The sequence below is a fragment of the Nonomuraea gerenzanensis genome (genome assembly GCF_020215645.1).
GTDB lineage: Bacteria > Actinomycetota > Actinomycetes > Streptosporangiales > Streptosporangiaceae > Nonomuraea > Nonomuraea gerenzanensis.
On the sequence record NZ_CP084058.1, the window covers coordinates 6,929,258 to 6,952,911 of the forward strand.

Below are 23,654 nucleotides of genomic sequence, written 5' to 3' on the forward strand. Positions count from 1 at the left end.
CATGCGCGAGATCACCCTGGCGGACCTCGACGACCTGGCGACCGGCGCGGCCATCCTCGGCACGGGCGGCGGCGGCGACCCGCACATCGGCCGCCTGCTGGCCGCCTCCGCCGTGCGCGAGTACGGCCCGGTCAAGCTGTGCTCGCTGGAGGAACTGCCCGACGGCGCCGCGCTCGTGCAGGTGGCCATGATGGGCGCGCCGACCGTGATGGTGGAGAAGCTGCCCTCGATCGACCAGGTCTCCGCCGCGGCGGACGCGCTGAGCGGCTACCTCGGCAGCGGCCTGACCCACATCGCCTGCGCCGAGGCGGGCGGCGTCAACTCGCTGATCCCGGTGGTCGCGGCGGCGCAGCTCGGGCTGCCGCTGGTGGACGCCGACGGCATGGGGCGGGCCTTCCCGGAGATCCAGATGGTGCTGCCCACCCTGTACGGCGTGCGCGCCACCCCGATGGCCATCGCCGACGAGAAGGGCAACCGCGCCGTCCTGGACACCGTGGACAACCACTGGGCCGAACGCCTGGCCCGCTCGGCGACCATCGACATGGGCTGCTCGGCGATGATCAGCTCGTACGCGATGTCCGGCGCCCAGGCCCGCGAGTCGCTCGTGCCCGGCACCCTCGGCCTCTGCGCCGAGCTGGGCAGGCTGGTGCGCCAGGCGCGGGCCGCGCACGCCGACCCCGTGGCCGCCGTGGTGGCGCGGCTGGGCGGCTCGACGCTGTTCACCGGCAAGGTGACCGACGTCGAGCGGCGTACCGTGACCGGCTTCGCCCGGGGCACCGCGACGCTGGCGGGCCTGGACGGCGACGCGGGCGGCGAGCTGATCCTGCGATTCCAGAACGAGTACCTGGTCGCCGAGGTGGACGGGCGGGTGCGGGCGACCGTACCTGACCTGATCTGCACCCTCGACCGGGAGAGCGGCGAGGCCGTCACCACCGAGGCGCTGCGGTTCGGGCAGCGGGTGACGGTCATCGCCGCGCCCGCCGACCCGCGCTGGCACACCCCGGAGGGCCTGGCGCTGGCCGGGCCGCGGTACTTCGGCTACGACCTGGACCCGGTGGGGGCGGCCGGATGAGCTGGGAGCTGACCGAGGCGGACCTGCCCGACCTGGCGCGCGGCGCCGCCGTGCTGGGCACGGGCGGGGGCGGCGACCCGTACGTCGGGCACCTGCTGGTGCGCGAGGCGATCCGCGAGCACGGCCCGATCACCGTGCTCGACCCGGCGGAGCTGGACGACGACGCGCTGGTCATCCCCACCGCCCAGATGGGCGCGCCGACGGTGGTGCACGAGAAGCTGCCGCGCGGCACCGAGCCGGTCGCCGCGCTGCGCGCGCTGGAGGCGCACCTGGGCAGGCGGGCGGGCGCCACCATGCCGATCGAGTGCGGCGGCATCAACTCGATGATCCCGCTCGTGGTGGCCGCCAGGACCGGCCTGCCCGTCGTGGACGCCGACGGCATGGGCCGCGCCTTCCCCGAGCTGCAGATGGAGACGTTCGCGGTGTACGGGGTGCCGGGCTCGCCGATGGTCGTGGCCGGGGAGCGCGGCGAGACCACGATCATCGACACCGGCGCCGACAACGCGCGCATGGAGTGGCTGGCCCGTGGGGTGACGATCCGCCTCGGCGGCGTGGCGCACATCGCCGAGTACCCGATGACCGGAGCGCAGGTCAAGCGCACGGCGGTGCCGCGCACCCTGTCGCTGGCCCGTACGGTGGGCAGCACGCTGCGGCAGGCCAGGGAACGCGCGGCCGACCCGGTCGCGGCGCTGGCCGAGGCGCTGCGCGCCACCCTGTACGGGCACCTGCGGGTGCTGTTCCGCGGCAAGGTCACCGACGTCGAGCGGCGTACCGAGGCGGGCTTCGCCCGGGGCCGGGCGGCGGCGGTGTCGTTCGACGGGCGGCACGAGCTGGAGCTGATGTTCCAGAACGAGCACCTGGTGGCGCTGGTGGACGGCGAGCCGCGCTGCGTGGTGCCCGACCTGGTGTGCGTGCTGGAGTCGGAGCAGGCCGAGCCGATCACCACCGAGAGCCTGCGTTACGGCCAGCGGATCACGGTCGTGGGCATCTCCACGCCCGCCCTGATGCGCACCCCGGAGGCGCTCGCGGTGTTCGGGCCGGCCGCGTTCGGCCTGCCGTACCCGTTCAGGCCCGTGGAGGAGGTCGCGTGAACGGCCGGACAGCGGTGATCTGAGGGGGTTCCCCTGTTACGGTGGGCACACTTCAAGATCGAAAGGTGTGCCGTGACACTCCCCCTCACCGCGGTCCTGCTCGCCTCGTTACTCACCCCGCCGTCTGCCGCCGCCCTGCCCGCGTGCCCGCAGATCTTCGGGCACGGCGGCTACCCCACCGGCGCCAACGCCTGGGAGCGGGACCAGGTCCGCCAGCCCAACAACCCGACGGCCATCCGTCAGTACAAGGCGTGGGGCTCGGCGGGCGTGGAGGCCGACCTGCAGCTCACCAGGGACGGCACCAAGGCCGTCATGTGGCACAACACCTCCACCTGGGGGCTGACGGGCACGAAGAAGAACATCACCGAGATCTGGTGGGCCACGGGCGACACGAAGCTGCAGGGCCGCACCATCACCCGGGGTCCGTTCCTGGGCGAGAAGGTCTACACCTTCCGCGAGTGGCTGGCCGCGATGCGCTCCGCCGGCCTGGTCGGCCTGGTGGAGATCAAGCCCGAGGCCCGGCAGTCGCTGTTCAGCACGAACGCCACGATCAAGGCGCGGGCCTGGGCCGAGGTGCTCGACCCCGTCAAGGAGAACATCGGGTCACAGGAGATCATCCTGTACTCCCACGACAGCGGGATCGCCGCGGAGCTGCGCACCAGGGTGACGGCCGCCGGCCTGACGCAGGTGCTGCGCGGCGGCCCCGTCTGGCCGGACGTGACCAAGTGGGAGGAGCCGCCGCCCTCCTGGACGCTGAACCAGAGCGCCTGGCAGGCGGCGCTGCAGAGCGGCGCCAGGCGGATCGCCACCGACTATCCGTCGCAGCTGCGCGGCTGGCTCGTGGGCAAGTGCCAGCAAACTTGAGCTACTCCAGATTATGACGGTATGTTGCTCCCATGGCGTCTGACCTCGAGACGCAGTTGCGATCGGTCTCTTTACGGGTGACCCGGCCGCGGCTGGCAGTGCTCGCCGCGCTGCGCGACCACGCGCACATCGACACCGACACGGTGATCGCCCTGGTTCGGGCAGAGCTCCCCAGGGTCTCCCACCAGGCGGTGTACGACGTGCTGCGCGCGCTGACCAACGCCGGCCTGGTACGGCGCATCGAGCCAGCCGGCAGCACAGCCCGTTACGAGTCCCGCACAGGAGACAACCACCACCATGTCGTGTGCCGCTCCTGCGGTGCGATCGCGGACGTCGACTGCACCGTCGGCCACGCCCCTTGTCTCACCCCCTCCGATGATCAGGGCTTCCTGGTCGACGAGGCGGAGGTGGTCTTCTGGGGCACCTGCCCCGACTGCACGACCAGACGTGATGCCCAATGATCCGGCAGTTCGGAAGGAAATAAATGAGCGACACGCAGGACAACGCCCCCTCCAGCGCGCAGGGCGTGGATCAGAAGGCGGCAGCCGGCTGCCCGGTCGCGCATGACTCCGTGACCGCGCACGGCAGCGAGAGCGAGAACCCGGCCATCGACTCGCCGACTCCGAAGCGGAGCGGCCGTCCCAGGACGAACCGGGACTGGTGGCCCAACCAGCTCGACCTGTCGATGCTGCGCGCTCACTCGTCCAAGAGCAACCCGCTGGGCGAGGGGTTCAGCTACGCCAAGGAGTTCGAGAAGCTCGACGTCGAGGCGCTCAAGCAGGACATCGTCGAGGTGCTCACCACCTCGCAGGACTGGTGGCCGGCCGACTTCGGCCACTACGGCGGCCTGATGATCCGCATGAGCTGGCACGCCGCGGGCACCTACCGCATCCACGACGGCCGCGGTGGGGCCGGCGACGGCGGGCAGCGGTTCGCGCCGCTGAACAGCTGGCCCGACAACGCCAACCTCGACAAGGCCCGGCGGCTGCTGTGGCCGGTCAAGCAGAAGTACGGCCAGCAGATCTCCTGGGCCGACCTGCTCGTGCTGGCCGGCAACGTGGCCCTGGAGTCGATGGGCTTCAAGACCTTCGGCTTCGGCTTCGGCCGTGAGGACGTCTGGGAGCCCGAGGAGATCTTCTGGGGCCCCGAGGACGCCTGGCTCGGCGACGAGCGCTACGTCTCGGAGTCGGAGATGGTGCCGGACGTCGGCGCCACCGAGATGGGCCTCATCTACGTCAACCCGGAGGGCCCCCGCGGCAACGCGGACCCGGCCGCGGCGGCGCACTTCATCCGCGAGACCTTCGGCCGGATGGCGATGAACGACGAGGAGACCGTCGCCCTCATCGCCGGCGGCCACACCTTCGGCAAGACCCACGGCGCCGGCGTCGCCGACGACCACGTGGGCCCCGAGCCCGAGGGCGCGCCGCTGGAGGCGCAGGGCCTGGGCTGGCTGAGCACGCACGGCAGCGGCAAGGCCGGCGACACGATCACCAGCGGTCTCGAGGTGACGTGGACGGACGTGCCGACGCAGTGGAGCAACCGCTTCTTCGAGATCCTGTTCGGCTACGAGTGGGAGCTCACCACGAGCCCCGGCGGCGCCAAGCAGTGGGTCGCCAAGGACGCCGAGCCGATCATCCCGGACGCCCACGACCCGTCGAAGAAGCACCTGCCGACGATGCTGACGACCGACCTGTCGCTGCGCGTCGACCCGATCTACCGCGAGATCTCGCTGCGCTTCCTCAACAACCCCGACGAGTTCGCGCTGGCGTTCGCCAAGGCCTGGTACAAGCTGCTGCACCGTGACATGGGCCCGGTCAGCCGCTTCCTCGGCCCGTGGGTTCCCGAGCCCCAGCTGTGGCAGGACCCGGTGCCGGCCGTCGACCACGAGCTCGTGGGCGAGGCCGACATCGCGGCGCTCAAGGCGAAGGTGCTGGACTCCGGCCTGACCACCGCCCAGCTCGTCTCCACCGCGTGGGCCTCGGCCGCGAGCTTCCGGTCCACCGACAAGCGCGGCGGCGCCAACGGCGCCCGCATCCGCCTGGAGCCGCAGCGCAACTGGGAGGTCAACCAGCCCGAGCAGCTCGCCACGGTGCTGAGCACCCTGGAGGGCATCCAGCGGGAGTTCAACGAGGCCGGTGGCGCGAAGATCTCGCTCGCCGACCTCATCGTGCTGGCCGGCTCCGCGGCCGTGGAGCAGGCGGCGGCCGAGGCCGGCGTGAAGGTGACGGTGCCGTTCCACCCGGGCCGCACCGACGCCACGCAGGAGCAGACCGACGTCGAGTCGTTCTCGGTCCTGGAGCCGCGGGCCGACGGGTTCCGCAACTACCTGCGCGCCGGTGAGAAGGCCCAGCCGGAGCTGCTGCTCGTCGACCGCGCGTACATGCTCAACCTGACCCCGCCGGAGATGACCGTCCTGGTCGGCGGCCTGCGCTCGCTCGGTGCCAACGTGGGCGGCAGCAAGCACGGTGTCCTCACCGACCGGCCCGGCGTGCTCAGCAACGACTTCTTCGCCAACCTGCTCTCCCCGGGGACGCGGTGGAAGGCGTCGGAGTCGGAGGAGAACGTGTACGAGATCCGCGACCTGTCCACCGATGAGCTGAAGTGGACCGCCACCCCGGTGGACCTCATCTTCGGCTCCAACTCCCAGCTGCGCGCCCTCGCCGAGGTCTACGCCAGCCGGGACGCCGACGAGAAGTTCGTCAACGACTTCGTCGCCGCCTGGACCAAGGTCATGGAGCTCGACCGGTTCGACCTCGCCTGATCCGTCCTGACCCGCCGAGCCCGGCCGAGCTTCCCGCTCGGCCGGGCTCGTTTGGTTATGCCGGATATGCGGCTCGTATAGCCGGGCTTGTCATCCTGGCGGGATGACAAGCGGGACAAGGGCCGGCGGCGACCGGCGGCCCACATTTCTGCCTTCCTCTGGTCGTATAGTGAGATCACGCGCGGTCCGGAATGATCAAAGGGAGCCATGGCCAAGGTCGGAATCAGTGACGTCGCCGCCCGTGCCGGGGTCAGCGAAGCGACCGTCAGCCGCGTGCTCAACCGCAGGGGCGTGGTCGCCGCCACGACGCGACGCGCCGTCGAGGACGCCCTGCGCGAGCTGGGCTACGACCGCGGCGGCCAGAGCCAGCTCGTCATCGTCCTGACGCCCGGTCTGGCCCAGCCGTTCTTCGGGCGGCTGTGCGAGCTGATCGAGTCGGCGCTGGCTCCCCAGGGTTTCAAGGCCGTCGTGTGCTCCACCACGGTGGGCGGGCTCCAGGAGATCGACTTCATCACCTCGATGATGGACGTCGGCATCGCGGGCGCGGTCTTCGCCTCGGCCAGCAACACCCTGGTCGGCGCCGACCCCGGGCCGTACCGGCTGCTGCAGGAGCGCCAGATCCCGTTCGTGTCGATGAACGGCGCGATCGAGGGCATCTCCGCGCCCAGCTTCTCCACCAACGACAAGGTGGCCGCGGCGCTGGCCGTCGAGCACCTGTGGGGCCTCGGTCACCGGCAGATCGGCATGATCGTCGGCCCGGTGGGCAACCGGCCGAGCGAGCGGCGGCTGGAGGGCTTCCTGGAGTCGATGGGCGCGCTGGGCGCCGAGGATCCGCGCCGGCACGTCGTCCGTCAGGTCTACAGCGTCGAGGGCGGCATGTCCGCGGCGGAGACCCTCCTCGACCAGGGGGTGACCGCCATCGTCGCGGCCAGCGACTACATGGCGCTGGGCGCGATCCGCACGGCGAGCCGCCGCGGCCTGTCCGTGCCCGCCGACCTGTCCGTCGTCGGCTACGACGACCACCAGATCATGGGGTTCGTCGATCCGCCGCTGACCACCGTCCGCCAGCCGATCGAGCGGATCTCGCAGGCCATCTCGGCCACGATGGTGCATCTGGTGAACCGGCGGCCGGTGCCGGCCGGGGAGCTGATGTTCGACCCCGAGCTGATCGTCCGCAGCTCGACGGCCGCTCCTCGCGACTGACCTTCTTGTCGTCTTCCTGACGTGTTCCTGCAAGGCGGCGTCACGCTGCCTTGCCATGTTGGCGTGCCCATCCTCCGTGAGCCGAGTCGGCGCTGTGCACGTTTGTTGTCGGACCGTTGACGGGTTTGAAGCAGCTATGTAACACTCGCTCCTCATGACGAACAAGTCACCATCTGCGACTTCTGTCGGCAGATCGGGACAGAATCACCCACCTGAGCAGGTCTGGGTTGATTCGAGCATGACGGATCTTGTCGAGTCTTTCAGCTGGGCGTCAACGCGCTCGCAGGAATGGGTGCAGACCGGGCGGGACTCCGCCTTCCTGCCCAGCTACTGGGCGGCGATGACGGACCGGCCGATGTTCTACTCGCGCGACTTCGCCCACCAGACGCTCGGCGCCCACCTCCTGGGGCTGGACACCGAGAACCTCGCGATGCTCCGGCACTTCGCCGGCTCGGCCACCGGGGCGCGCGGCTGGTACCCGCTCTGGGCGTTCATGTTCGACGGCACCCCGGCCGCCATCGACTACCGCTCCGACGACGACTTCGTCCGGGAGATCCCGGCGCCGTTCGAGCTGGTGGAGAAGGCGGTCGAGCAGTACCGCTGGACGGCGGACGAGCGGTTCCTGCTCGACCCGGTGATCGCGGGGTTCCTGCGCACCACGATGACCGCGTTCGTCGAGTTGCACGACCCGCTCGGGACGGGCGTCGCCGGCGAGCGGGGCACCGGGGACTTCTGGTCGGGCACGGCCACCTACAACGAGGTGGAACGGCCGCCGTACCTGCGGGTCGCGGCCGACGGGATCGCGAGCCAGTGGGCGGCGCACCATGCGCTCGGCTCGGCGGCCGTGCTCCCGGCGGACTTCGCCGCCTGGAACCGCTCGCGCGCCGCGGAGCTGCGGCAGCACTTCTCCGACGCCTGGTGGTCGCAGGACGGCCGCCACTACACGGCGGGCTTCACCGCCGAGGGCCCGGTCGCCGGTTTCCGGCTGGAGAGCACCTGGTTCCCCGCGCTGAAGGGCATCATGCGCGCCGACGAGCGCTCGGCCGCGCACCTGGACTTCCTGGCCGCCGGGCTGGAGGCGGCGCCGCCCGCCAACATCGAGGCCGCCACCTACCTCCCGGAGGCGTTCCTGCGCTACGGCAGGGACGGCGAGGCGTTGCGGTGGATCCGCGCCCTGGCCGCCTCCCGCGCGGACTACCCGGAGGTGCCCTTCACCCACGTCGCCCACGTGGCGACCGGCCTGACCGGGCTGGAGCCCGGTGAGCGGCCGGGCGTCGTCCGCACCCGCTCGCACCTGCCCCCCGGCGAGTGGCTGGCGGCCGGGAACGTTCCCGTCGGCGGCTCCCGCATCGGCGTCAGGCACGACGGCCGGGAGGCTACGGAGCTCCAGGTGACCGGCGGCCCGGGCGTGACCTGGGCCGCCACCTGGGACGACGGGCAGGTCTCCACGATCGAGGTGCCGGCCGGCACCCGTGTACGGGCGACCCCGGACGGCGGCGTCACCCGGCTCCCCGCCCGTTGACAGATCACTCTCGCGAAGGAGACCCCCATGCAGGCCAAGGCACTCACCGCTGTCACCGTCGCCTCGTTCCTCGCTCTCGCGGCGTGCGGCGGCGACCCGGGCGCGGACCCTGCGACCGGCGGTCAGGGCATCGTCACCATCACCTACGCCTTCTGGGGCAACAACGACGAGGCCGCCACCATCAAGTCGATGATCGCGGCGTTCGAGAAGGCGAACCCGGCCGTCAAGGTCGAGGCCAACTGGATCCAGAGCGACTACGAGCAGAAGCTGCAGACCTCGATCGCCGGCGGGGACGCCCCGACCGTGGCGCAGATCTCCAACACCGCGCTGCCGAGCTTCGCCAACGCGTTCACCCCCGTCGAGGTGGACCACGGCGTCTACTACTCGCCGGCCGTCGCGAAGGCCGGCAACGTCGGCGGCACCGACTACGCCGTCCCCTTCGTCGCCAAGAGCAAGGTCATGGCGGTCAACAAGGCCGCCTTCGAGGCCGCCGGCCTGGCCGTCCCGTCCGGGTCGGCCCCGATGAGCACCGCGGACTTCGTGGCCGCGGCCAGGAAGCTGACCTCCGGGTCGGGCGAGAAGAAGGTCTACGGCTCCGCGCCGCTGTGGTACGACGGCTGGCTGGTCGCGGAGGGCGGCTCGTACTACAGCGCCGACGGCCGGACCTGCACCATGGGCAACGCCGACGGTATCCGGGCCGCGCAGGTCGTGGTGGACTCCACGAAGCCGGACGGGTTCGCGCCGAGCCCGGCCGACACCCAGGGGCAGGACATGTTCCAGTGGTTCGCGGACGGCAAGGTCGCGATGCTGCCCGACTTCGGGCCGTGGAACATCGCCAAGCTCGCCGCCCTCGACACCGCGAAGTTCCTCGTCGTGCCGATGCCGGGCAAGGGCGAGCCGATGGAGGTGGACAGCCTCGGCATCTCCAAGTCGGCGGAGCAGGCGGAGGCGAGCGCGGCCAGGACGTTCGCGACGTTCATGAGCACCAGCCCCGCCGCGCAGAACCTGCTCGCCTCGACGACGTCCGCGCTCGGCGTGCCGGTCGTGCAGGGGTCGCTGGAGTCCTTCAAGTCGATCGCGCCGAAGGTGAACCTGCAGGCGTTCGTCGATGCCGTCACCGACGCCGTCACCACGGCGTACGTGAAGGACAAGGTCAAGATCGAGAGCACCTTCTCCACGGATCTGAACTCGCGCACCGCGATCGGCTCCGGCACCGAGGACCCGGCGGCCGTGCTGCCGGAGCTGCAGGCCCAGTGCCAGCAGATGCTCGACGCGACCAAGTAGACCGGCGAAGGGAGGCGGGGACATCGCCATGGAGGACATCGTGGGCGGCCTCGAAGGTCTGCTCGGACGGCTGCACGTCTACGAGGGTCTCAGACCCATCCTGTCCTTAGTGATCATGCTGGCCGCCGTGTTCGCCGTCCTGCTGGCCGGCTTGCGGGGGGCCGTGCGCGCACGCTGGATCTCGCGGAACACCGCCGCCTTCTGGATCTTCGTCTCGCCGTGGATCATCGGGTTCCTCCTGTTCACGGGAGGGCCGATGGCCTACTCCCTGTACCTGTCGTTCACCGACTGGAACCTCATCGACCCACCGGAGTTCGTCGGGCTCGCCAACTACGCGGAGGCGTTCACGGACCCGGACCTCGGGCAGTCGATCAAGGTCACGCTCACCTACGCCGCCGTCAGCGTCCCGCTGCAGACGGTGCTGTCGCTGGCGGTGGCGCTGCTGATGAACAGCAGGGTGCGCGGCATCCACGTGTTCCGCACGATCTGGTACCTGCCGTCGCTCGTCACCGGGGTGGCGCAGGCCGTGCTGTTCATCTGGGTGTTCAACCCCAGCTACGGGCTGGCCAACGGGCTGCTGCGGCTGATCGGCGTCGAGGGCCCCCGCTGGCTCTTCGACGCGGACTGGGCACTGCCGACGGTGATCATCATGAGCCTCTGGACGGTCGGCGGCAACATGATCATCTACCTGGCCGGGCTCCAGGACATCGCCAAGGAGCTCTACGAGGCGGCGCAGATCGACGGCGCCGGCCGGTGGCGCAGGCTGTGGAACATCACCCTGCCGCAGGTGAGCCCCGTGATCTTCTTCAACGTGGTCACCGGGCTCATCTACGCCATGCAGACCTTCACCCAGGGGTACGTCGTCACCCACAACGGCGGCGGCCCGTCGGACTCGCTGCTGTTCTACGTCCTCTACCTCTACAACAACGCGTTCTCCTTCTTCCGGATGGGCTACGCGTCCGCCCTGGCCTGGATCTTCTTCATCATGATCATGGTGCTCACCGCGCTCGTCTTCCGCGGCAGCGCCTTCTGGGTCTACTACGAATCGCAACGACCGAAGGAGCGCGAGCGGCGTGTCCATGCCCACCAGGCCCACTGACGCCAACCAGCGCGGGCCGCTCGGCACCCGGATCCTGGCGCTCACCCTGCTCGTGATCGGGTCGGCCGGCTTCGTCTACCCGTTCCTGTGGATGATCGCGACCGCGCTGCGCACGCCGGAGGGGGTGGCGCACGCGGGCGCCTCGCTCTGGCCGCTGCAGTGGCAGTGGTCCAACTTCGCCGAGGGGCTCGGCTCGTTCCCCTTCTGGACCTACCTGCGCAACTCGCTGCTCAGCACGCTCGTACCGGTCGTCGCGGTCGTCTTCTCCTCGTCGCTGGTCGGCTTCGCCTTCGCGCGGATCAGGGCGCGGGGGGCCGGGGTGCTGTTCGCGGTCGTGCTGTCGACGCTCCTGCTGCCGCAGGAGGTCACGATCGTGCCGCAGTTCATCCTGTTCAGGAACCTCGACATGATCGACACGCTGTGGCCGATCATCGTGCCGACGTTCTTCGGCTCGGCGTTCTTCATCTTCCTCTACCGGCAGTTCTACCTGCGGCTGCCGGAGGCGCTGACGGACGCCGCGCTCATCGACGGGGCGGGCTGGTTCCGCATCTGGTTCTCGATCTACCTGCCGCTGTCGCGCCCGATCATCATCGCCACGGCGGTGCTGCAGTTCATGTCGTACTGGAACAACTTCTTCCAGGCCGCCATCTATCTCACGACGGACCGGTGGAAGACCCTGCCGCTGGCGCTGGCCGGGTTCCAGTCCGTCAACGGGACGGACACGCCGCTCCTGATGGCCACCGCCCTGGTGGTCACCGCGCCCTGCGTGCTGCTGTTCTTCATCGCCCAGCGCCATATCATCGGCGGAATCTCATTCACGGGGAGCAAATGACCGACCTCGCATCACCGTCGCCCGTCACCTTCTGGCTGCCGGGCACGTCGCAGGCGCCGCCCGAGACCCCGGTCGTCCTGGACGGTCACCGTCCCGGCGCCGGGCTCCGGCTCCAGGCGACCCCGTCGGCGGGCACCCGGGTCCGCACCCTCGGCGAGGGCGTGGTCGAGGTGGTGTTCCGCACCCTCGGCGAGCCCTTCGGCCTGACGGCGGCGATCCCCGCCACCGACGCCGTCGCCTGGTGGCGGCCCGGCAGCGCGGTGCGGGACGCCACCATCCCGCCGTCCTGGGCGGACCCCGACGACGTGACCGCCCTGCGCGGCCTCCCGCTCGGCGCGCTGCTCGCGCCCCGGGACGCCACGCGGCTGGTGTACGCGGTGGACTCCGGTACGAGCGCGACCACCGTACGGGCCGGCCTGGTGGAGGAGACCGCCGACTTCGCGATCATGGTCAGCGTCGACGGCCCGCCGGGTGAGGTGCGGCTGCTGCTCGACACCTCCGGCCGCCCCTTCCCCGAGGCCGTGACCGCGGCCGGGCACTGGCTCCAGGGGGAGCAGGGTCACCGCGCCGCCCCCGGAGCCGAGGACGCGGTCCTGTGCACCTGGTACTTCGCGCACCAACACGTCACCGCCGACGCCGTGCTGGCGCAGGCCGGCCGGGCCGCCGAGCTGGGCTTCGGCACGGTGATCGTCGACGACGGCTGGCAGACGACCTCGCACGGCCGCGGATACGGCACATGCGGCGACTGGGAGCCGGCCGAGGAGAAGTTCCCCGACGCCGCCGGGCTGGTCGAGGAGCTGCGCGAGCGGGGGCTGCGGACCATGTGGTGGATCGGCACGCCGTTCCTCGGCCACCACGCCGAGGCGGCGGCCCTCGGGTTCCCGACGCTGCGCGACCGGCCCGAGCTGCAGGCGCGGGTGCTCGACCCGCGCGACCCGGCCGCCCGGGCCCACCTGGCCGGCAGGCTCGACGACATCATGGCGCGGACGGGGGCGGACGGCCTCAAGCTCGACTTCCTGGAGGAGTTCGCGGCCGGGCACTCCCCCGGCTCGGTGGCCGCCGCGATCGACACGATCGCGGAGCTGGTCACCCGGCTGCGGGCGCGCGGCACCGAGCCGCTGATCGAGTTCAGGGAGCCGTACGTGCATCCGGCCGCCGCCCGCCTGGCCTCCATGATCCGCGTCGGCGACTGCCCGCTGAACGGGCTGCAGAACCGCATCGGCATCCTCGATTTGCGCCTGGCACGGCCGGGCACGCCGATCCACAGCGACCCGATCATGTGGGCGGCGGACGACAGCGCGGAGCGGGTCGCCCACCACCTGATCAACGCGCTCCTGGGCGTGCCGCAGGTCTCCGTGGACCTGACCCGGCTCACCGAGGGCCAGGCCGGCGCGCTGGCGTTCTGGCTCGGGGTCTGGCGCGCGAACCGCGACCTGCTGCTGCACGGGCGGCTCACGCCCGAGCGGCCCGACCTGCTGTATCCGGTGGTCAGGGCGGACTGCGGCGGCCGGCACTTCGTGGCCAGATACGCGCCGCACCCGGTCGCGCTCCCGCCGGGCGACTGGACGGAGCTGCTGATCGCGAACGCCGACGAGAGCGCGCCGATCCTGCTGAACGAGGGCGGCGAGGTGCGCGCGCACCTGGAGACCTGGGACGCCACGGGGCGGCCGGTGACCGGCACGGAGATCGTCCTGGCCACGGAGCGGCCGGTGACCGGCACGGAGATCGTCCTGGGCGCGGGCCCGCAGATGCTGGCCGTGCCGTCCGGCGGGCTCGCCCGGCTCCGGCGCTCAGGGCCGAGGTGAGCCGTGCACCCCTTCCAGCAGGCGGAGCACCTGCTCTGGGCGCCGGCCCCGGCGGCGGACTGGCTCGAGGCCTTCCCCCTGGGCAACGGGCGCCTCGGCGCGATGGTGCACGGCACGCCCGGTGACGAGCACCTCCAGCTGAACGACGGCACGGCCTGGTCCGGCGGCCCCGGCAGCGAGGAGGCGACCAGCACGGCCGACCCGCGCCTGGCGCCCGCCGCGCTCGCCGCGGCCCGGGCGGCGCTCGCCCGCGGGGACGCGCCGGAGGCGGAGCGGCAGCTCATGGCGCTGCAGGGCGGCTGGTCCCAGGCTTACCTGCCGTTCGCCGACCTCCACGTGGAGATCGAGAACCCCGGGGGCGCCCTCGCCGAGGGGTACCGGCGGCAGCTCGACCTCGCGACCGCCACGCACGAGGTGAGCTACCGCCTGGCCGGGGCCGCGCTGCGCTGGACGTGCTTCGTCTCCCACCCGGACGGGGTGCTGGTCCTGGTCCTCGACGCGGACCGGCCCGTCTCCGTGCGCTGGCGGCTCGCCTCGCCGTTGCGCGTGCTGGGGCAGGAGTCGCATCCGTCCGGAGCCTGGCTGACCGTACGGCTGCCGAGCGACATGCCGCCCCCGCACGAGCCGGACCTGTCGCCGGCGTGGGGTGAGGAGGCCCTGCGCGGCGCGGTGGCCGCGCGGGTCGTGCACGACGGGGAGGCGCGGCCGGGCCGGGCGCTGGGGGTGCGCCGGTTGGAGCTGGTCCTGGCCACCGAGACGACGTTCACCTCGATCGGCCGCGCGCCGCGCGGGGACGCGGCCGGCGCGCTGACGCGTGCGGAGCGGCGCGTCGCCCGCGCCCTCGGCAGGGGAACGGCGGAGCTGGCGGCCCGCCAGCGGCAGGACCACGCCCGCCTGTACGACCGGGTCCGGCTGGAGCTGGACGGCCCGCCGGAGGCACGGGCGCTGCCCACGCACGAGCGGGTGCTGCGCGCGGCGGGCCCCAGCGGCGACGGGTCATGCCCGGCGGAGCCGGCCGGGCACGACCCGTCGCTGGCCGCCCTCCTGTTCGCCTACGGCCGCTACCTCGCCATCTGCTCCTCGCGGCCAGGCGGGCTGCCGTCCACGCTGCAAGGGCTGTGGAACGACCGGCTCAGGCCGCCGTGGAGCTCGAACTACACCATCAACGTCAACACCGAGATGAACTACTGGGCCGCCGAGACCACCGACCTCGGCGAATGCCTCGACCCGCTCGTCGAGCTCGTCACGGCGCTGGCCGACCGGGGCCGGGCCACCGCGCGGCGGCTCTACGGCGCCCGCGGCTGGGTGGCCCACCACAACACCGACGCCTGGGCGTTCACCTCACCCGTCGGCAGGGGGCACGCGGACCCGGCGTGGGCGTGCTGGCCGATGGGCGGGGTGTGGCTGAGCTGGCTCCTGGCCGAGCGGCTGCGTTTCGGCGCGGACGAGCGCTTCGCCCGCGAGCGGGCCTGGCCGGTGTTGCGCGAGGCCGCCGCGTTCTGCCTGGACTGGCTCGTCGAGCTGCCCGACGGGACGCTCGGCACCTCGCCCTCGACCTCACCGGAGAACCACCACCTCACCCCGGACGGGCGGCGCGTCGCGGTCGGCCGCTCGGCCACGATGGACCTGACGCTCATCTCCGGGCTGTTCACCAGGCTGTCCGGCCTGGCGGAGCGCCTGCGCCTCACCGGTGACCCGGTCGCCGTGGCGGCGCGGGCCGCGCTCCCCCGCATCCCGGCGCCGTCGGCGGGCCGTGACGGTCTCGTCCGCGAATGGCTCGACGATCCGCCGCAGGCCGAGCGCGGGCACCGGCACCTCAGCCATCTGGTCTTCGCCTATCCAGGGGACACGCCACGGGACGCGCAGCTCAGGGCCGCCGTGGCCAGGAGCCTGGACGACCGGCAGGACGACTCGACCGGCTGGTCGCTCGCCTGGAAACTGGCGCTGCGGGCCAGGCTCAGGGAGCCCGCCAGGGTGTCGCGGCTGCTCTCCCTGGTGCTGCGCCCGGCGCCGGTGGACGGTGCCGGCGAGCGCGGCGGGCTGTACCCGAACCTGTTCGCGGCGCACCCGCCGTTCCAGATCGACGGCAACCTCGGGTATGTCGCCGCGGTGGCGGAGATGCTGGTGCAGAGCCACGACGACACGATCACCGTGCTGCCCGCCGTGCCCGCCGAGTGGCGCAGCGGGTGGGTGCGCGGGCTCGTGGCCCGGCCGGGGGTCTCGGTGGACGTCGCCTGGGACACCGTGGCCGGTCGGATCACGGCGACGGAGCTCGCGCTGACCGCGCGGCGGCCCGCCGGGCGTACCCGGGTCGTCGTGCGGGCCGGTGACCGGGAGGGGCTGATCGACCTCAGCGCGGGCGGGCGCGTCGTGGTCGATCCTGGGACGCTGACGGCGCGTGGCTCCCGTGCTTGACGTGACCGGATTCGGCGCGGTCCCCGGCACGCGGACCGACGCGGCACCCGCCGTCGCGGCGGCCCTGCGCGCCGCGACGGCCCGGCCGGGGCCGGTGACGCTCCGGTTCCCGCCCGGCGACTACCACCTCTGGCCGGAACGGGCGGAGCGTCGTGAGCTGTACGTCTCCAACACCGTGGGGGACGACCAGCGCCACCGCGACAAGACGATCGCCCTGCTCGTCGAGGCGGCCGAGGAGCTGGTGATCTCCGGTGCGGGCGCCCGCCTGATCCTGCACGGGCTGCAGACGACGTTCGCCGTGCTCGACTCCCGCCGGGTGCGGATCGAAGGGCTCGCCTTCGACTTCGCCGTGCCGACCGTCGTGGACGCGACCGTGGTGGCCGCCGGGGTGGCGGCGGGGCGGGCGTACCGGCTGATCAGTGTGCCGGAGGCCACGCTCTTCGAGGTCGAGGGCCGGTCCGTGCGCTGGCACGGGGAGCGGCTCGGCACGGGCGCGTACGCCTGGGAGGGGCGTGACGCGCTGGAGTACACGCAGGTGCACGATCCCGCGAGGGGGCGCACGCGCCGCGCCCCCAACCCGCTCTTCGAGCGGGTCAGGCGGGTCGAGGCGGTGGGGCGGAGGGAGATCCGCATCGAGTACGACCACGGCGACGCGCCCGCCGACGCCGGCCTCGTCTACCAGATGCGGCCGACGACCAGGGACCATCCGGGCGGGCTCGTGCTCGACAGCGCCGAGGTGACGCTGTCCGGCCTGCGCTTCGGGTTCCTGCACGGCTTCGGCGTGGTCGCGCAGGCCGCCCAGGACGTCACCGTCGAGGGCTGTGAGTTCCGGGCGCCGCCGGGCACCGGCCGGTACAGCGCGGGGTACGCCGACTTCGTGCAGTTCTCCGGCTGCTGGGGGCGGGCCGTCGTGCGCGACTGCCTCTTCGACGGGCCGCACGACGATCCGGTCAACGTGCACGGCACCTACCTGCGCGTGGCCGGCCAGCCCGGCCCCCGTACGCTGGAGCTGGAGTACGCGCACCCGGAGACCGCGGGCATGCCCCAGTTCACGCCCGGCGACCAGGTGGAGATCGTCGACCGCGAGACGCTGCGCCCGATCACCGCGGCGACGGTGCGGCGGGTGCGCCAGCCCAGCGGCCGGGACCACCACGCGCCGCTCAGGCGCATCGTCCTGACGGTCGGCGCCGCGCTCCCCGGCGGGCTGGCCGGGCGGGCCGCGGTGGAGAACCTCACCAGGACCCCCGCCGTGCACCTGGCCCGCAACGTCTTCCGCAACGTGCCGACGCGCGGCGTGCTCGTGACCACCCGCCGGCCGGTGCTCATCGAGGGGAACCGGTTCGAGCGGACGGGGATGGCGGCGGTCTACGTCTCGGGGGACGCCGCCGAATGGTGGGAGTCGGGACCGGTGCGCGACCTGACCGTGCGAGGTAACGAGATCATCGAGCCGGGTGGGCCGGGGGTGTTCGTCGATCCCCGCAACAGCCGGTCCGATCCTGCTTGTCCGGTGCATCGGGGGGTCGTGGTCGAGGGGAATCGCTTCGTGCTGGACGGCGTGCCCGCGCTCGACGCCAAGGACACTGCGGGGCTTCGCTTCCGGGGCAACACCGTCGTCCGGGTGGGCGAGCCGGCTTCGGACGTCGTGCTGCGCTCATGCCCGGACGCGGACGTCGAGCCGCGCTCTTGCCCGGACGCGGACGTCGACGCGCGCTCTTGCCCGGACGCGGACGCCGAGTCGGTGCAGGTCGGGCCCGTTATCGGCGCGCCAGGAGGTGAGGGGCCGGACACCCGGCCGCATGCGGCAAGCTGAGAGGCATGCTGCGCATCGAGTCGCCGGACGTGGACGCGCTGGAGCGGGGCGTGGCCGTGCTGGGCTCCGGAGGCGGCGGCGACAGCCGGACCGCGGCCACGCTGCTGCGCCGGCGGCTGGCCGACGGCCTGGACGTCGCCGTGCACCCGCTCGGCGAGCTGCCGCCCGGCGCGCGGGTCGTCCCGGTGGGCGTCGTCGGCGCGACCGCCGTCTTCGCCGAGAAGCTGCCCGGCGGGCACGAGGTCGCCGCCGCGGTGGAGGCCATCCAGCGGTGGACGGGCGAGCGCGCCGACGCGCTGGTCTCCATCGAGATCGGCGGGCTGAACGGTGTCCTGCCGCTGGTCGCCGCCTGCGACCTCGGCCTGTCCGCGGTGGACGCCGACCTGTCGGGGCGCGGGCTGCCGCGGCTGGACCAGCTCTCCCTGGCCGCCGCCGGGCGCCCGCTCACCCCTGCCGCGCTGGCCGAGCCGAGCGGGCAGGTGCTCGTCCAGGGCAGCGGCGTACCCGCCGACCTGGAGCGCACCGCCCGCACCTTCCTGCCCGCCGCCGGCGGCTGGGCGGCGCTCGCGCTCGCGCCCGTGCCCGCGCGCGAGCTGGCCGCCTGCTGCGTGACCGGCTCCGTGTCCGGCGCGGTACGGCTGGGGCGGCGCATCCTCGACCTCGGCGAGTCACCCGACCCCGCCCGGCTCGCCGCCGCCACCGGAGGGCGGGTGCTGTCGGTGGGACGCGTGGTGGAGGTCACCCGGCGGCCCGGCCCCGAGTTGCACGGGCGGCCCGGGTTCGCGCGGGGCAGCGTCACGCTGGCCGGGCACGGGTCGGGTGAGCTGCTGCGGGTGGAGATGGAGAACGAGTACCTGCTGGCGCTGCGCGACGGGCTGGTGGTGGCGTCCACGCCGGACGTGATCGCGGTGCTGGATCGGCGGACGGGGGTGCCCATCGCGGGCGACACGGTGCGGGTGGGGATGGAGGTCATGGTGCTGCAGGTGGCGATCTCACCGTTCTGGACCGACCCGGGCCGGATCGGCGTGCTGGCGCCGCGCGCGTACGGGCTGGACTCCGATCCGGTGTTGCTGGAGGGGGGCGGGCGGGTGAGTGGCGCGCGGGGGTTTTCGGGGGTGGGGCGATGACCAGCGTGCGTCGGCTGCTGACGCTGCCCGGGTGGAGCGGCGTGGTGCGGGTGCTCGCCGGGGCGGCTGGGCTCGACGCGCCTGTACGTGCGGTGCGGCCCGTCGCCGATCCCGGGGCGGTCCATGATGTCGCCACTGGTGAGCTCATCGTCGTCACCGGCCCGCCGCTGGCCGCCGACTGGCGCTTGGACGCGCTTCTGCGCCGCGTGGTGGACGCGGGCGGCGCGGGCGTCGTCGTACCGGTGCGCGCGACGTGCGCGGACGCGGCGGACGGGGCGGACGCGAGCACAGGCACGGCAGGGGCGGGCGGCGGCGAGATGGCGCGGGCGACGTTGTTGCTGGCCGGCCGCCTCGGGTTGCCGTTGCTCGCAGCCGTGGCCGGCGACGCGCTGGAGCTGGTGGTAGCGGCGCGGCTGATGCTGGCCGAGCCCGAGATCGACCGCGCCCGTCTCGTGCTGGCCGCGCACCGGGCGTTCGACAACCGCACCAGCCCGCCCGAGGACGTGGCGCGCAGGCTGGGAGACCTGCTCGGGGTGCCGGTGGCGCTGCTGGACGACCGGGGGCAGCCGCTGGCCGGGGAGATCGCCGAGGCCGGGGCCGTGCGGGTGGACGAGTTCGTCGCGCAGCGGGTGACGCTGGCCGACGGGCTGCTGCTGGCGCAGCCGGTGTTGTTGCCGCAGCCGGCGCGGCCGACGCTCTGGCTGGTGGCCGAGCTGCGCGGGACGGCGGCGGCGCGGGCCGAGATCGTGCCGCCCGCCCTGGCCGTGGCGACCGCCGCCGTGCAGCGCTGGTTGCTGGCCCACCGCCTGGAGCTGGAGCGCGACGCGCGGGCCCGTACCGCGTTGCTGGGCGACCTGCTGCGGCTGGACGGCGAGCCCTCGGCGCAGCTGCGCAGGCGGGTGGCCGACGCGGGCTGGCAGCTCGGCGGCTGGCACGTCGGGCTGCGCATCGGCGCGGTGCCCACGCTCGACCTGGTGCCGTGGACGGCCGAGATCACGCGCGTCCTGCGCGCTGAGGGTGTCGAGGCCGTGGTGGTCGAGCACGGCGACGGCTGGACGGGCTGGACCACGTTCGGGCAGGAGCCGACCCCCGCGCGGGTGCGCACGCTGGCGTCCCGGCTGCGCGCCGCGCACCGGAAGCTGCGCGGCTCGATCGCCGACCACATGGGGGTCGGCCGCCCGCACCCCTGGCCGGAGGGGCTGGCCGGCACGGTGGCGGAGGCCACGGACGCGGCCAGGCTGGCGGCGACCCGGCCCGAGGCGGGCTTCTTCCTGCAGGTGGACCAGCTCGGCATGGCGCAGCTCCTGCTGGAGTGGACCAGGACCGACACCTTCGAGCCCGCCGCCCGCGCGCTGCTCGCGCCCCTGCGCGAGCAGCCGGGCGACCTCGTGCGCACGTTGTCCACCTACCTGGACGCGGAGTCGTCGATCGCGGAGACCGCCGCCGTGCTGGGGGTGCACCGCAACACCGTGGCCGCCCGCGTGGACCGGATCGAACGGCTGCTGGGGGTGGACCTCGGGCATCGGGACGAGCGGCTCGCCCTCCACCTGGCCTGCCGCACGGTCACCCTCCCCGGCCGCTGAGACCGGCCGCTGAGACCGGCCGCTGGAACCGGCCCGTCAGGTCGGCCCGTCAGATCGGCCCGTCAGATCGGCCCGTCAGATCGGCCCGTCAGATCGGTCAGGGAGAACGGCCGGGAAGGGACCGGGCCGGTCAGGTCAGGGGTGGGCCGACCGAGGAGCGCTGGATCAGGCGGGAGCGCAGCGTGTGCATCTCGCGGGCGGGCTCGCCCCCGCCCAGGATGTCGAGCAGCACCTGCGCCGCCTTGGCGCCCAGCTCGTGCACCGGCTGCGCGATCATCGTCAGCGGCGGCTCCATCACCGCCGCCCACGCGCTGTCGTCGAACCCGATCAGCGCCACGTCGTCCGGATACGACAGCCCCGCCTTGCGCAGGGCACGCAGCGAGCCCGTCATACCGTCGGTCTCGGAGCAGAACACGGCCGTGACCCGGTCGGGCAGCGCGAGCATGCGGCCGACCTCGGTGACGACCCGCTCCTCCGTCTTCGGCCCGACCATCACGAGCTGCGGGTCGAACGGAATGTGCGCGTCGTCCAGGGCGTCGAGGTAGCCGCGCAACCGCTCGCCGTCGGTCCACAGGTTGCGCGAGGCCGCCGTCAGCAGCTCCCGCCTGGTGGCGGGCGCCTCGGCCACCGGCGGCCCCCAGACGAAGCCGATGCGCCGGTGCCCGGCGGCGATGAGCACCTCCACCGCCTCGCGGGCCGCGTCGCGGTTGTCGATGACGACGGAGTCGAGGTCGAGCGCGGAGACGGCGCGGTCGACCAGCACGACCGGGATGCCCCGGTCGATGGCGGCCTGGAGGTGGGCGACCTGGTCGCGGCCGAGCGCGGCCGAGGCCACGATGACGCCGTCCACGCGCTTGTCGATGAGCACGTTGGTGGCCGCCACCTCCTCCTGGAGGTTCTCGTACGTGCTCAGCACGATCACGTCGAACCCCCGGGCCCGCGAGGTGTCGGAGACCCCCCGCAGCAGCCCGGCGAAGAACGGGTTGCCGATGTCGGCCACGATCACGCCCAGCGTGTGGCTGACCCCGGTGGACATGCTGCGCGCGATCGCGTTGGCGCGGTAGCCGAGCTTCTCGGCCGCCGCGAGCACCCGCGCGCGCAGCTCGGGGCTGACGTAGCCGTAGCCGCCCAGCGTGCGCGCGGCCGTGGCCCTGCCCACGCCGGCCTCCGCCGCCACTTCGGAGATCGTCGGCCCCGCCTGGCCGCGGTCAGTCGGCATGGGTCCCGTCCCTTGTCACTGAATCATGCTAACTACGCGCGGGTACGGCCGTGCCCGAAGGCGCCTTCGACGAAGCACTGCGCGTGCGCCGCCTCCGCGCCCCGGTGCAGCGCCCGCTCGATCGCGGCGGATGCCGGCGGGCGGCCGGTGGCCCAGCCGTCGCGCAGCAGCGAGACGGCGAACCCGGCGAGGAAGGCGTCGCCGCAGCCCATGGTGTCCACGATGTCCGCGGCGAGCCAGGCCGGGGCCGAGACGGTGACGTTGCCGTCGGCGGCCACGGCGCCGGCCACGCCGCGGGTGCCGAGCGCGAGCCCGGCCCCCCGGCGTACGGCATCGGCGAGCAGGTCGGCGGTGGCGCCCTCGTCGAGGTGGGAGCAGGACAGCAGCACCAGGTCGGCGTGCGGGCAGACCCGGTCGAGGTAGGCCGGGTCGCGGTACTCCTGCTCGCTGGACAGGTCGAAGCTGACCAGCGGGCCGAGCCCGGCCAGCTTGGGCAGCTCGGGCTCGCTGCGCGAATAGACGCTGGAGTGCACCAGGTCGAAGCCGCGCACGTAGCCGAGCAGGTCCTCGTCGAGCTCCAGCGGCTCCCGTACGGTGACGCCGCCGCCGTTCCAGCCCAGGAAGACGCGCTCGCCGTCGTCCACCCGCAGGCGGGAGACGCCGCTCTCGCCCGCGCGGACGACGCAGCGGTCCACCGCCACGCCTTCGGCGGCGATCGAGTCGCGCAGGAACGCGCCGAGCCCGTCGTCGCCGAAGACCCCGAGGTAGGCGGACTCGACGCCCAGCCTGCGGGCGTAGACGGCGACGTTGACGCTGTTGCCGCCGGGGTAGTCGATGCCCCGGTCGACGAACCGGTCGACGATGTTGTCGCCGAAGCCGAGCACTCTCATCGTTTCAGTAGTCCATGACCCGGTAGTAGCGGCGCAGGTCGAGCGAGTGGTCGCGGACCCGCTCCAGGTGCTTGCTGACCCGGCTCATCACGGTGTCGAGCACGAGCGGCGCGAGCAGGCCGCGGAACTCGGGGCTGATGCCGGTGAGCGGGTAGTCGCGGGTGTCGAAGACCGTGACGTCCTTGGAGACGCGCTTGGCGAAGGCCTCGGCGCGGTCGGTCAGGGCGCGGGTCTCGTCCTCGCCCTGGAAGATGATCACGCTGGTGTCCTCCTCCAGCAGCTCCAGCGAGCCGTGGAAGAACTCGGCGCTGTGCACGCGGGTGGTGCGCAGCCACTGCATCTCCTCGAGGATGCACATGGAGTAGAGGTAGGTGAAGCCCCAGAGGTTGCCGCCGCCGATGAGGAAGTAGTAGTCGCTGTCCTTGTGGGCGTCGGCGAACGCGGCGGCCACCGGCTCGGCCTGCCTGGCCACCTCGACCAGGATCTGCGGGATGCCGGCCAGCTCATCGGCGAGCTGGTCGTAGCCGTCGAACTCGCCGCGGCGCGCCAGCAGCCGGCCCATGAACAGCAGCAGCTGGAAGTCGAACGGCCAGGTCTTGGGCTGGGAGACGAGCGCCGTGTCCACCTTCGTGGCCACGGGCGAGTCGGGGTGGCCGGTGAAGGAGATCGTGTACGCGCCCTTGGACTTGCAGTACTCGATGGCCCGCACGCTGTCGTCGGTGGTGCCCGAGACCGAGGTGAACAGCGCCACCGTGCGCTCCCCCAGCCGGGCGTCACCGGATTCGATCAGCTCGGCGGCGATCACGGCGCGCACGTCGAGCGCCGAGGTGCGCCGGGCGAGCTGCTCGTACGGCCACATCTGCGCGTACGTGCCGCCGGCGCCGACCAGGAGCAGGGTGTCGAACCCCTCGTCCACGAGCCGGTCGACCAGCTCCTCGATCTGAGGGCGCAGGGCCACCGCACTCGACACCTGGGAGAGAAATTCCGGCTCGTCGAATCCGAGCATCGTCGCATCCTTTCGCAGAACCCGGCGCCCGCCTGATCGGGACCTGATACCGGTATCACGCGGGGGTCACG

Annotated in this window: 18 protein-coding genes; 15 read left to right on the plus strand and 3 right to left on the minus strand. The window is 72.9% G+C overall.

Translation table 11 applies throughout. The annotated features are described in order from the left end of the window. The first annotated feature begins 1 nt into the window (after window position 1). The 15 genes from LCN96_RS32370 (at window position 2) to LCN96_RS32440 (ending at window position 20,468) form a co-directional block, all read left to right on the plus strand. Window positions 2-1,072 carry a DUF917 domain-containing protein gene (locus LCN96_RS32370; RefSeq protein WP_225266218.1) on the plus strand — a complete coding sequence of 357 codons (1,071 nt, stop codon included), beginning with the start codon at window positions 2-4 and terminating at the stop codon, window positions 1,070-1,072. Then, complete coding sequence (locus LCN96_RS32375; RefSeq protein ID WP_225266219.1) at window positions 1,069-2,163, plus strand: DUF917 domain-containing protein; 1,095 nt, start codon at window positions 1,069-1,071, stop codon at window positions 2,161-2,163. The genes LCN96_RS32370 and LCN96_RS32375 overlap by 4 nt, the downstream gene beginning before the upstream one ends. Window positions 2,164-2,235: 72 nt before the next feature. After that, window positions 2,236-3,027 (plus strand): glycerophosphodiester phosphodiesterase, encoded by a 792-nt coding sequence (locus LCN96_RS32380; RefSeq protein ID WP_225266220.1) that lies wholly within the window; start codon window positions 2,236-2,238, stop codon window positions 3,025-3,027. Between the two features lie 32 nt (window positions 3,028-3,059). Beyond that, entirely contained in the window at window positions 3,060-3,488 is a 429-nt protein-coding gene (locus LCN96_RS32385) for a Fur family transcriptional regulator (protein ID WP_225266221.1), read from the plus strand. Between the two features lie 23 nt (window positions 3,489-3,511). Further along, window positions 3,512-5,788, plus strand: a complete 2,277-nt coding sequence (gene katG / locus LCN96_RS32390; protein WP_225266222.1) for a catalase/peroxidase HPI — start codon at window positions 3,512-3,514, stop codon at window positions 5,786-5,788. Window positions 5,789-5,995: 207 nt separating this feature from the next. Continuing rightward, window positions 5,996-6,991, plus strand: a complete 996-nt coding sequence (locus tag LCN96_RS32395) for a LacI family DNA-binding transcriptional regulator (protein WP_225266223.1) — start codon at window positions 5,996-5,998, stop codon at window positions 6,989-6,991. Between the two features lie 238 nt (window positions 6,992-7,229). Then, a complete protein-coding gene (locus tag LCN96_RS32400) occupies window positions 7,230-8,513 on the plus strand; it encodes a hypothetical protein (RefSeq protein ID WP_225266224.1) in 1,284 nt (427 codons plus the stop codon). A 27-nt stretch (window positions 8,514-8,540) separates the two neighbouring features. Further along, complete coding sequence (locus LCN96_RS32405) at window positions 8,541-9,797, plus strand: extracellular solute-binding protein (protein ID WP_225266225.1); 1,257 nt, start codon at window positions 8,541-8,543, stop codon at window positions 9,795-9,797. Window positions 9,798-9,825: 28 nt separating this feature from the next. Then, window positions 9,826-10,896, plus strand: a complete 1,071-nt coding sequence (locus LCN96_RS32410) for a carbohydrate ABC transporter permease (protein WP_225266226.1) — start codon at window positions 9,826-9,828, stop codon at window positions 10,894-10,896. Further along, window positions 10,877-11,728, plus strand: coding sequence for a carbohydrate ABC transporter permease (locus LCN96_RS32415; RefSeq protein ID WP_225276103.1), 852 nt, complete (start codon window positions 10,877-10,879; stop codon window positions 11,726-11,728). The genes LCN96_RS32410 and LCN96_RS32415 overlap by 20 nt, the downstream gene beginning before the upstream one ends. Further along, complete coding sequence (locus LCN96_RS32420) at window positions 11,725-13,533, plus strand: glycoside hydrolase family 36 protein (protein WP_225266227.1); 1,809 nt, start codon at window positions 11,725-11,727, stop codon at window positions 13,531-13,533. The genes LCN96_RS32415 and LCN96_RS32420 overlap by 4 nt, the downstream gene beginning before the upstream one ends. A 3-nt stretch (window positions 13,534-13,536) precedes the next feature. Further along, window positions 13,537-15,948 (plus strand): glycoside hydrolase family 95 protein, encoded by a 2,412-nt coding sequence (locus tag LCN96_RS32425; protein WP_225266228.1) that lies wholly within the window; start codon window positions 13,537-13,539, stop codon window positions 15,946-15,948. Beyond that, window positions 15,932-17,758, plus strand: coding sequence for a right-handed parallel beta-helix repeat-containing protein (locus LCN96_RS32430; RefSeq protein WP_225266229.1), 1,827 nt, complete (start codon window positions 15,932-15,934; stop codon window positions 17,756-17,758). The genes LCN96_RS32425 and LCN96_RS32430 overlap by 17 nt, the downstream gene beginning before the upstream one ends. 5 nt (window positions 17,759-17,763) lie before the next feature. Further along, window positions 17,764-18,885: a DUF917 domain-containing protein gene (locus tag LCN96_RS32435; protein WP_225266230.1), complete on the plus strand. Its 1,122-nt coding sequence runs from the start codon at window positions 17,764-17,766 to the stop codon at window positions 18,883-18,885. Next, entirely contained in the window at window positions 18,882-20,468 is a 1,587-nt protein-coding gene (locus LCN96_RS32440) for a helix-turn-helix domain-containing protein (protein ID WP_225266231.1), read from the plus strand. Before LCN96_RS32435 ends, LCN96_RS32440 begins: the two co-directional genes overlap by 4 nt. Window positions 20,469-20,598: 130 nt before the next feature. On the opposite strand, the gene LCN96_RS32445 is transcribed toward LCN96_RS32440, so the two are convergent. From LCN96_RS32445 to LCN96_RS32455, 3 genes are read right to left on the minus strand one after another with little or no spacing between them, the layout of a single operon-like run. After that, a complete protein-coding gene (locus LCN96_RS32445) occupies window positions 20,599-21,687 on the minus strand; it encodes a LacI family DNA-binding transcriptional regulator (RefSeq protein WP_225266232.1) in 1,089 nt (362 codons plus the stop codon). Window positions 21,688-21,719: 32 nt separating this feature from the next. Next, complete coding sequence (locus LCN96_RS32450; protein ID WP_225266233.1) at window positions 21,720-22,577, minus strand: PfkB family carbohydrate kinase; 858 nt, start codon at window positions 22,575-22,577, stop codon at window positions 21,720-21,722. 4 nt (window positions 22,578-22,581) lie between these two features. Next, window positions 22,582-23,583, minus strand: coding sequence for an SIS domain-containing protein (locus LCN96_RS32455; protein WP_225266234.1), 1,002 nt, complete (start codon window positions 23,581-23,583; stop codon window positions 22,582-22,584). Window positions 23,584-23,654: the final 71 nt, after the last annotated feature.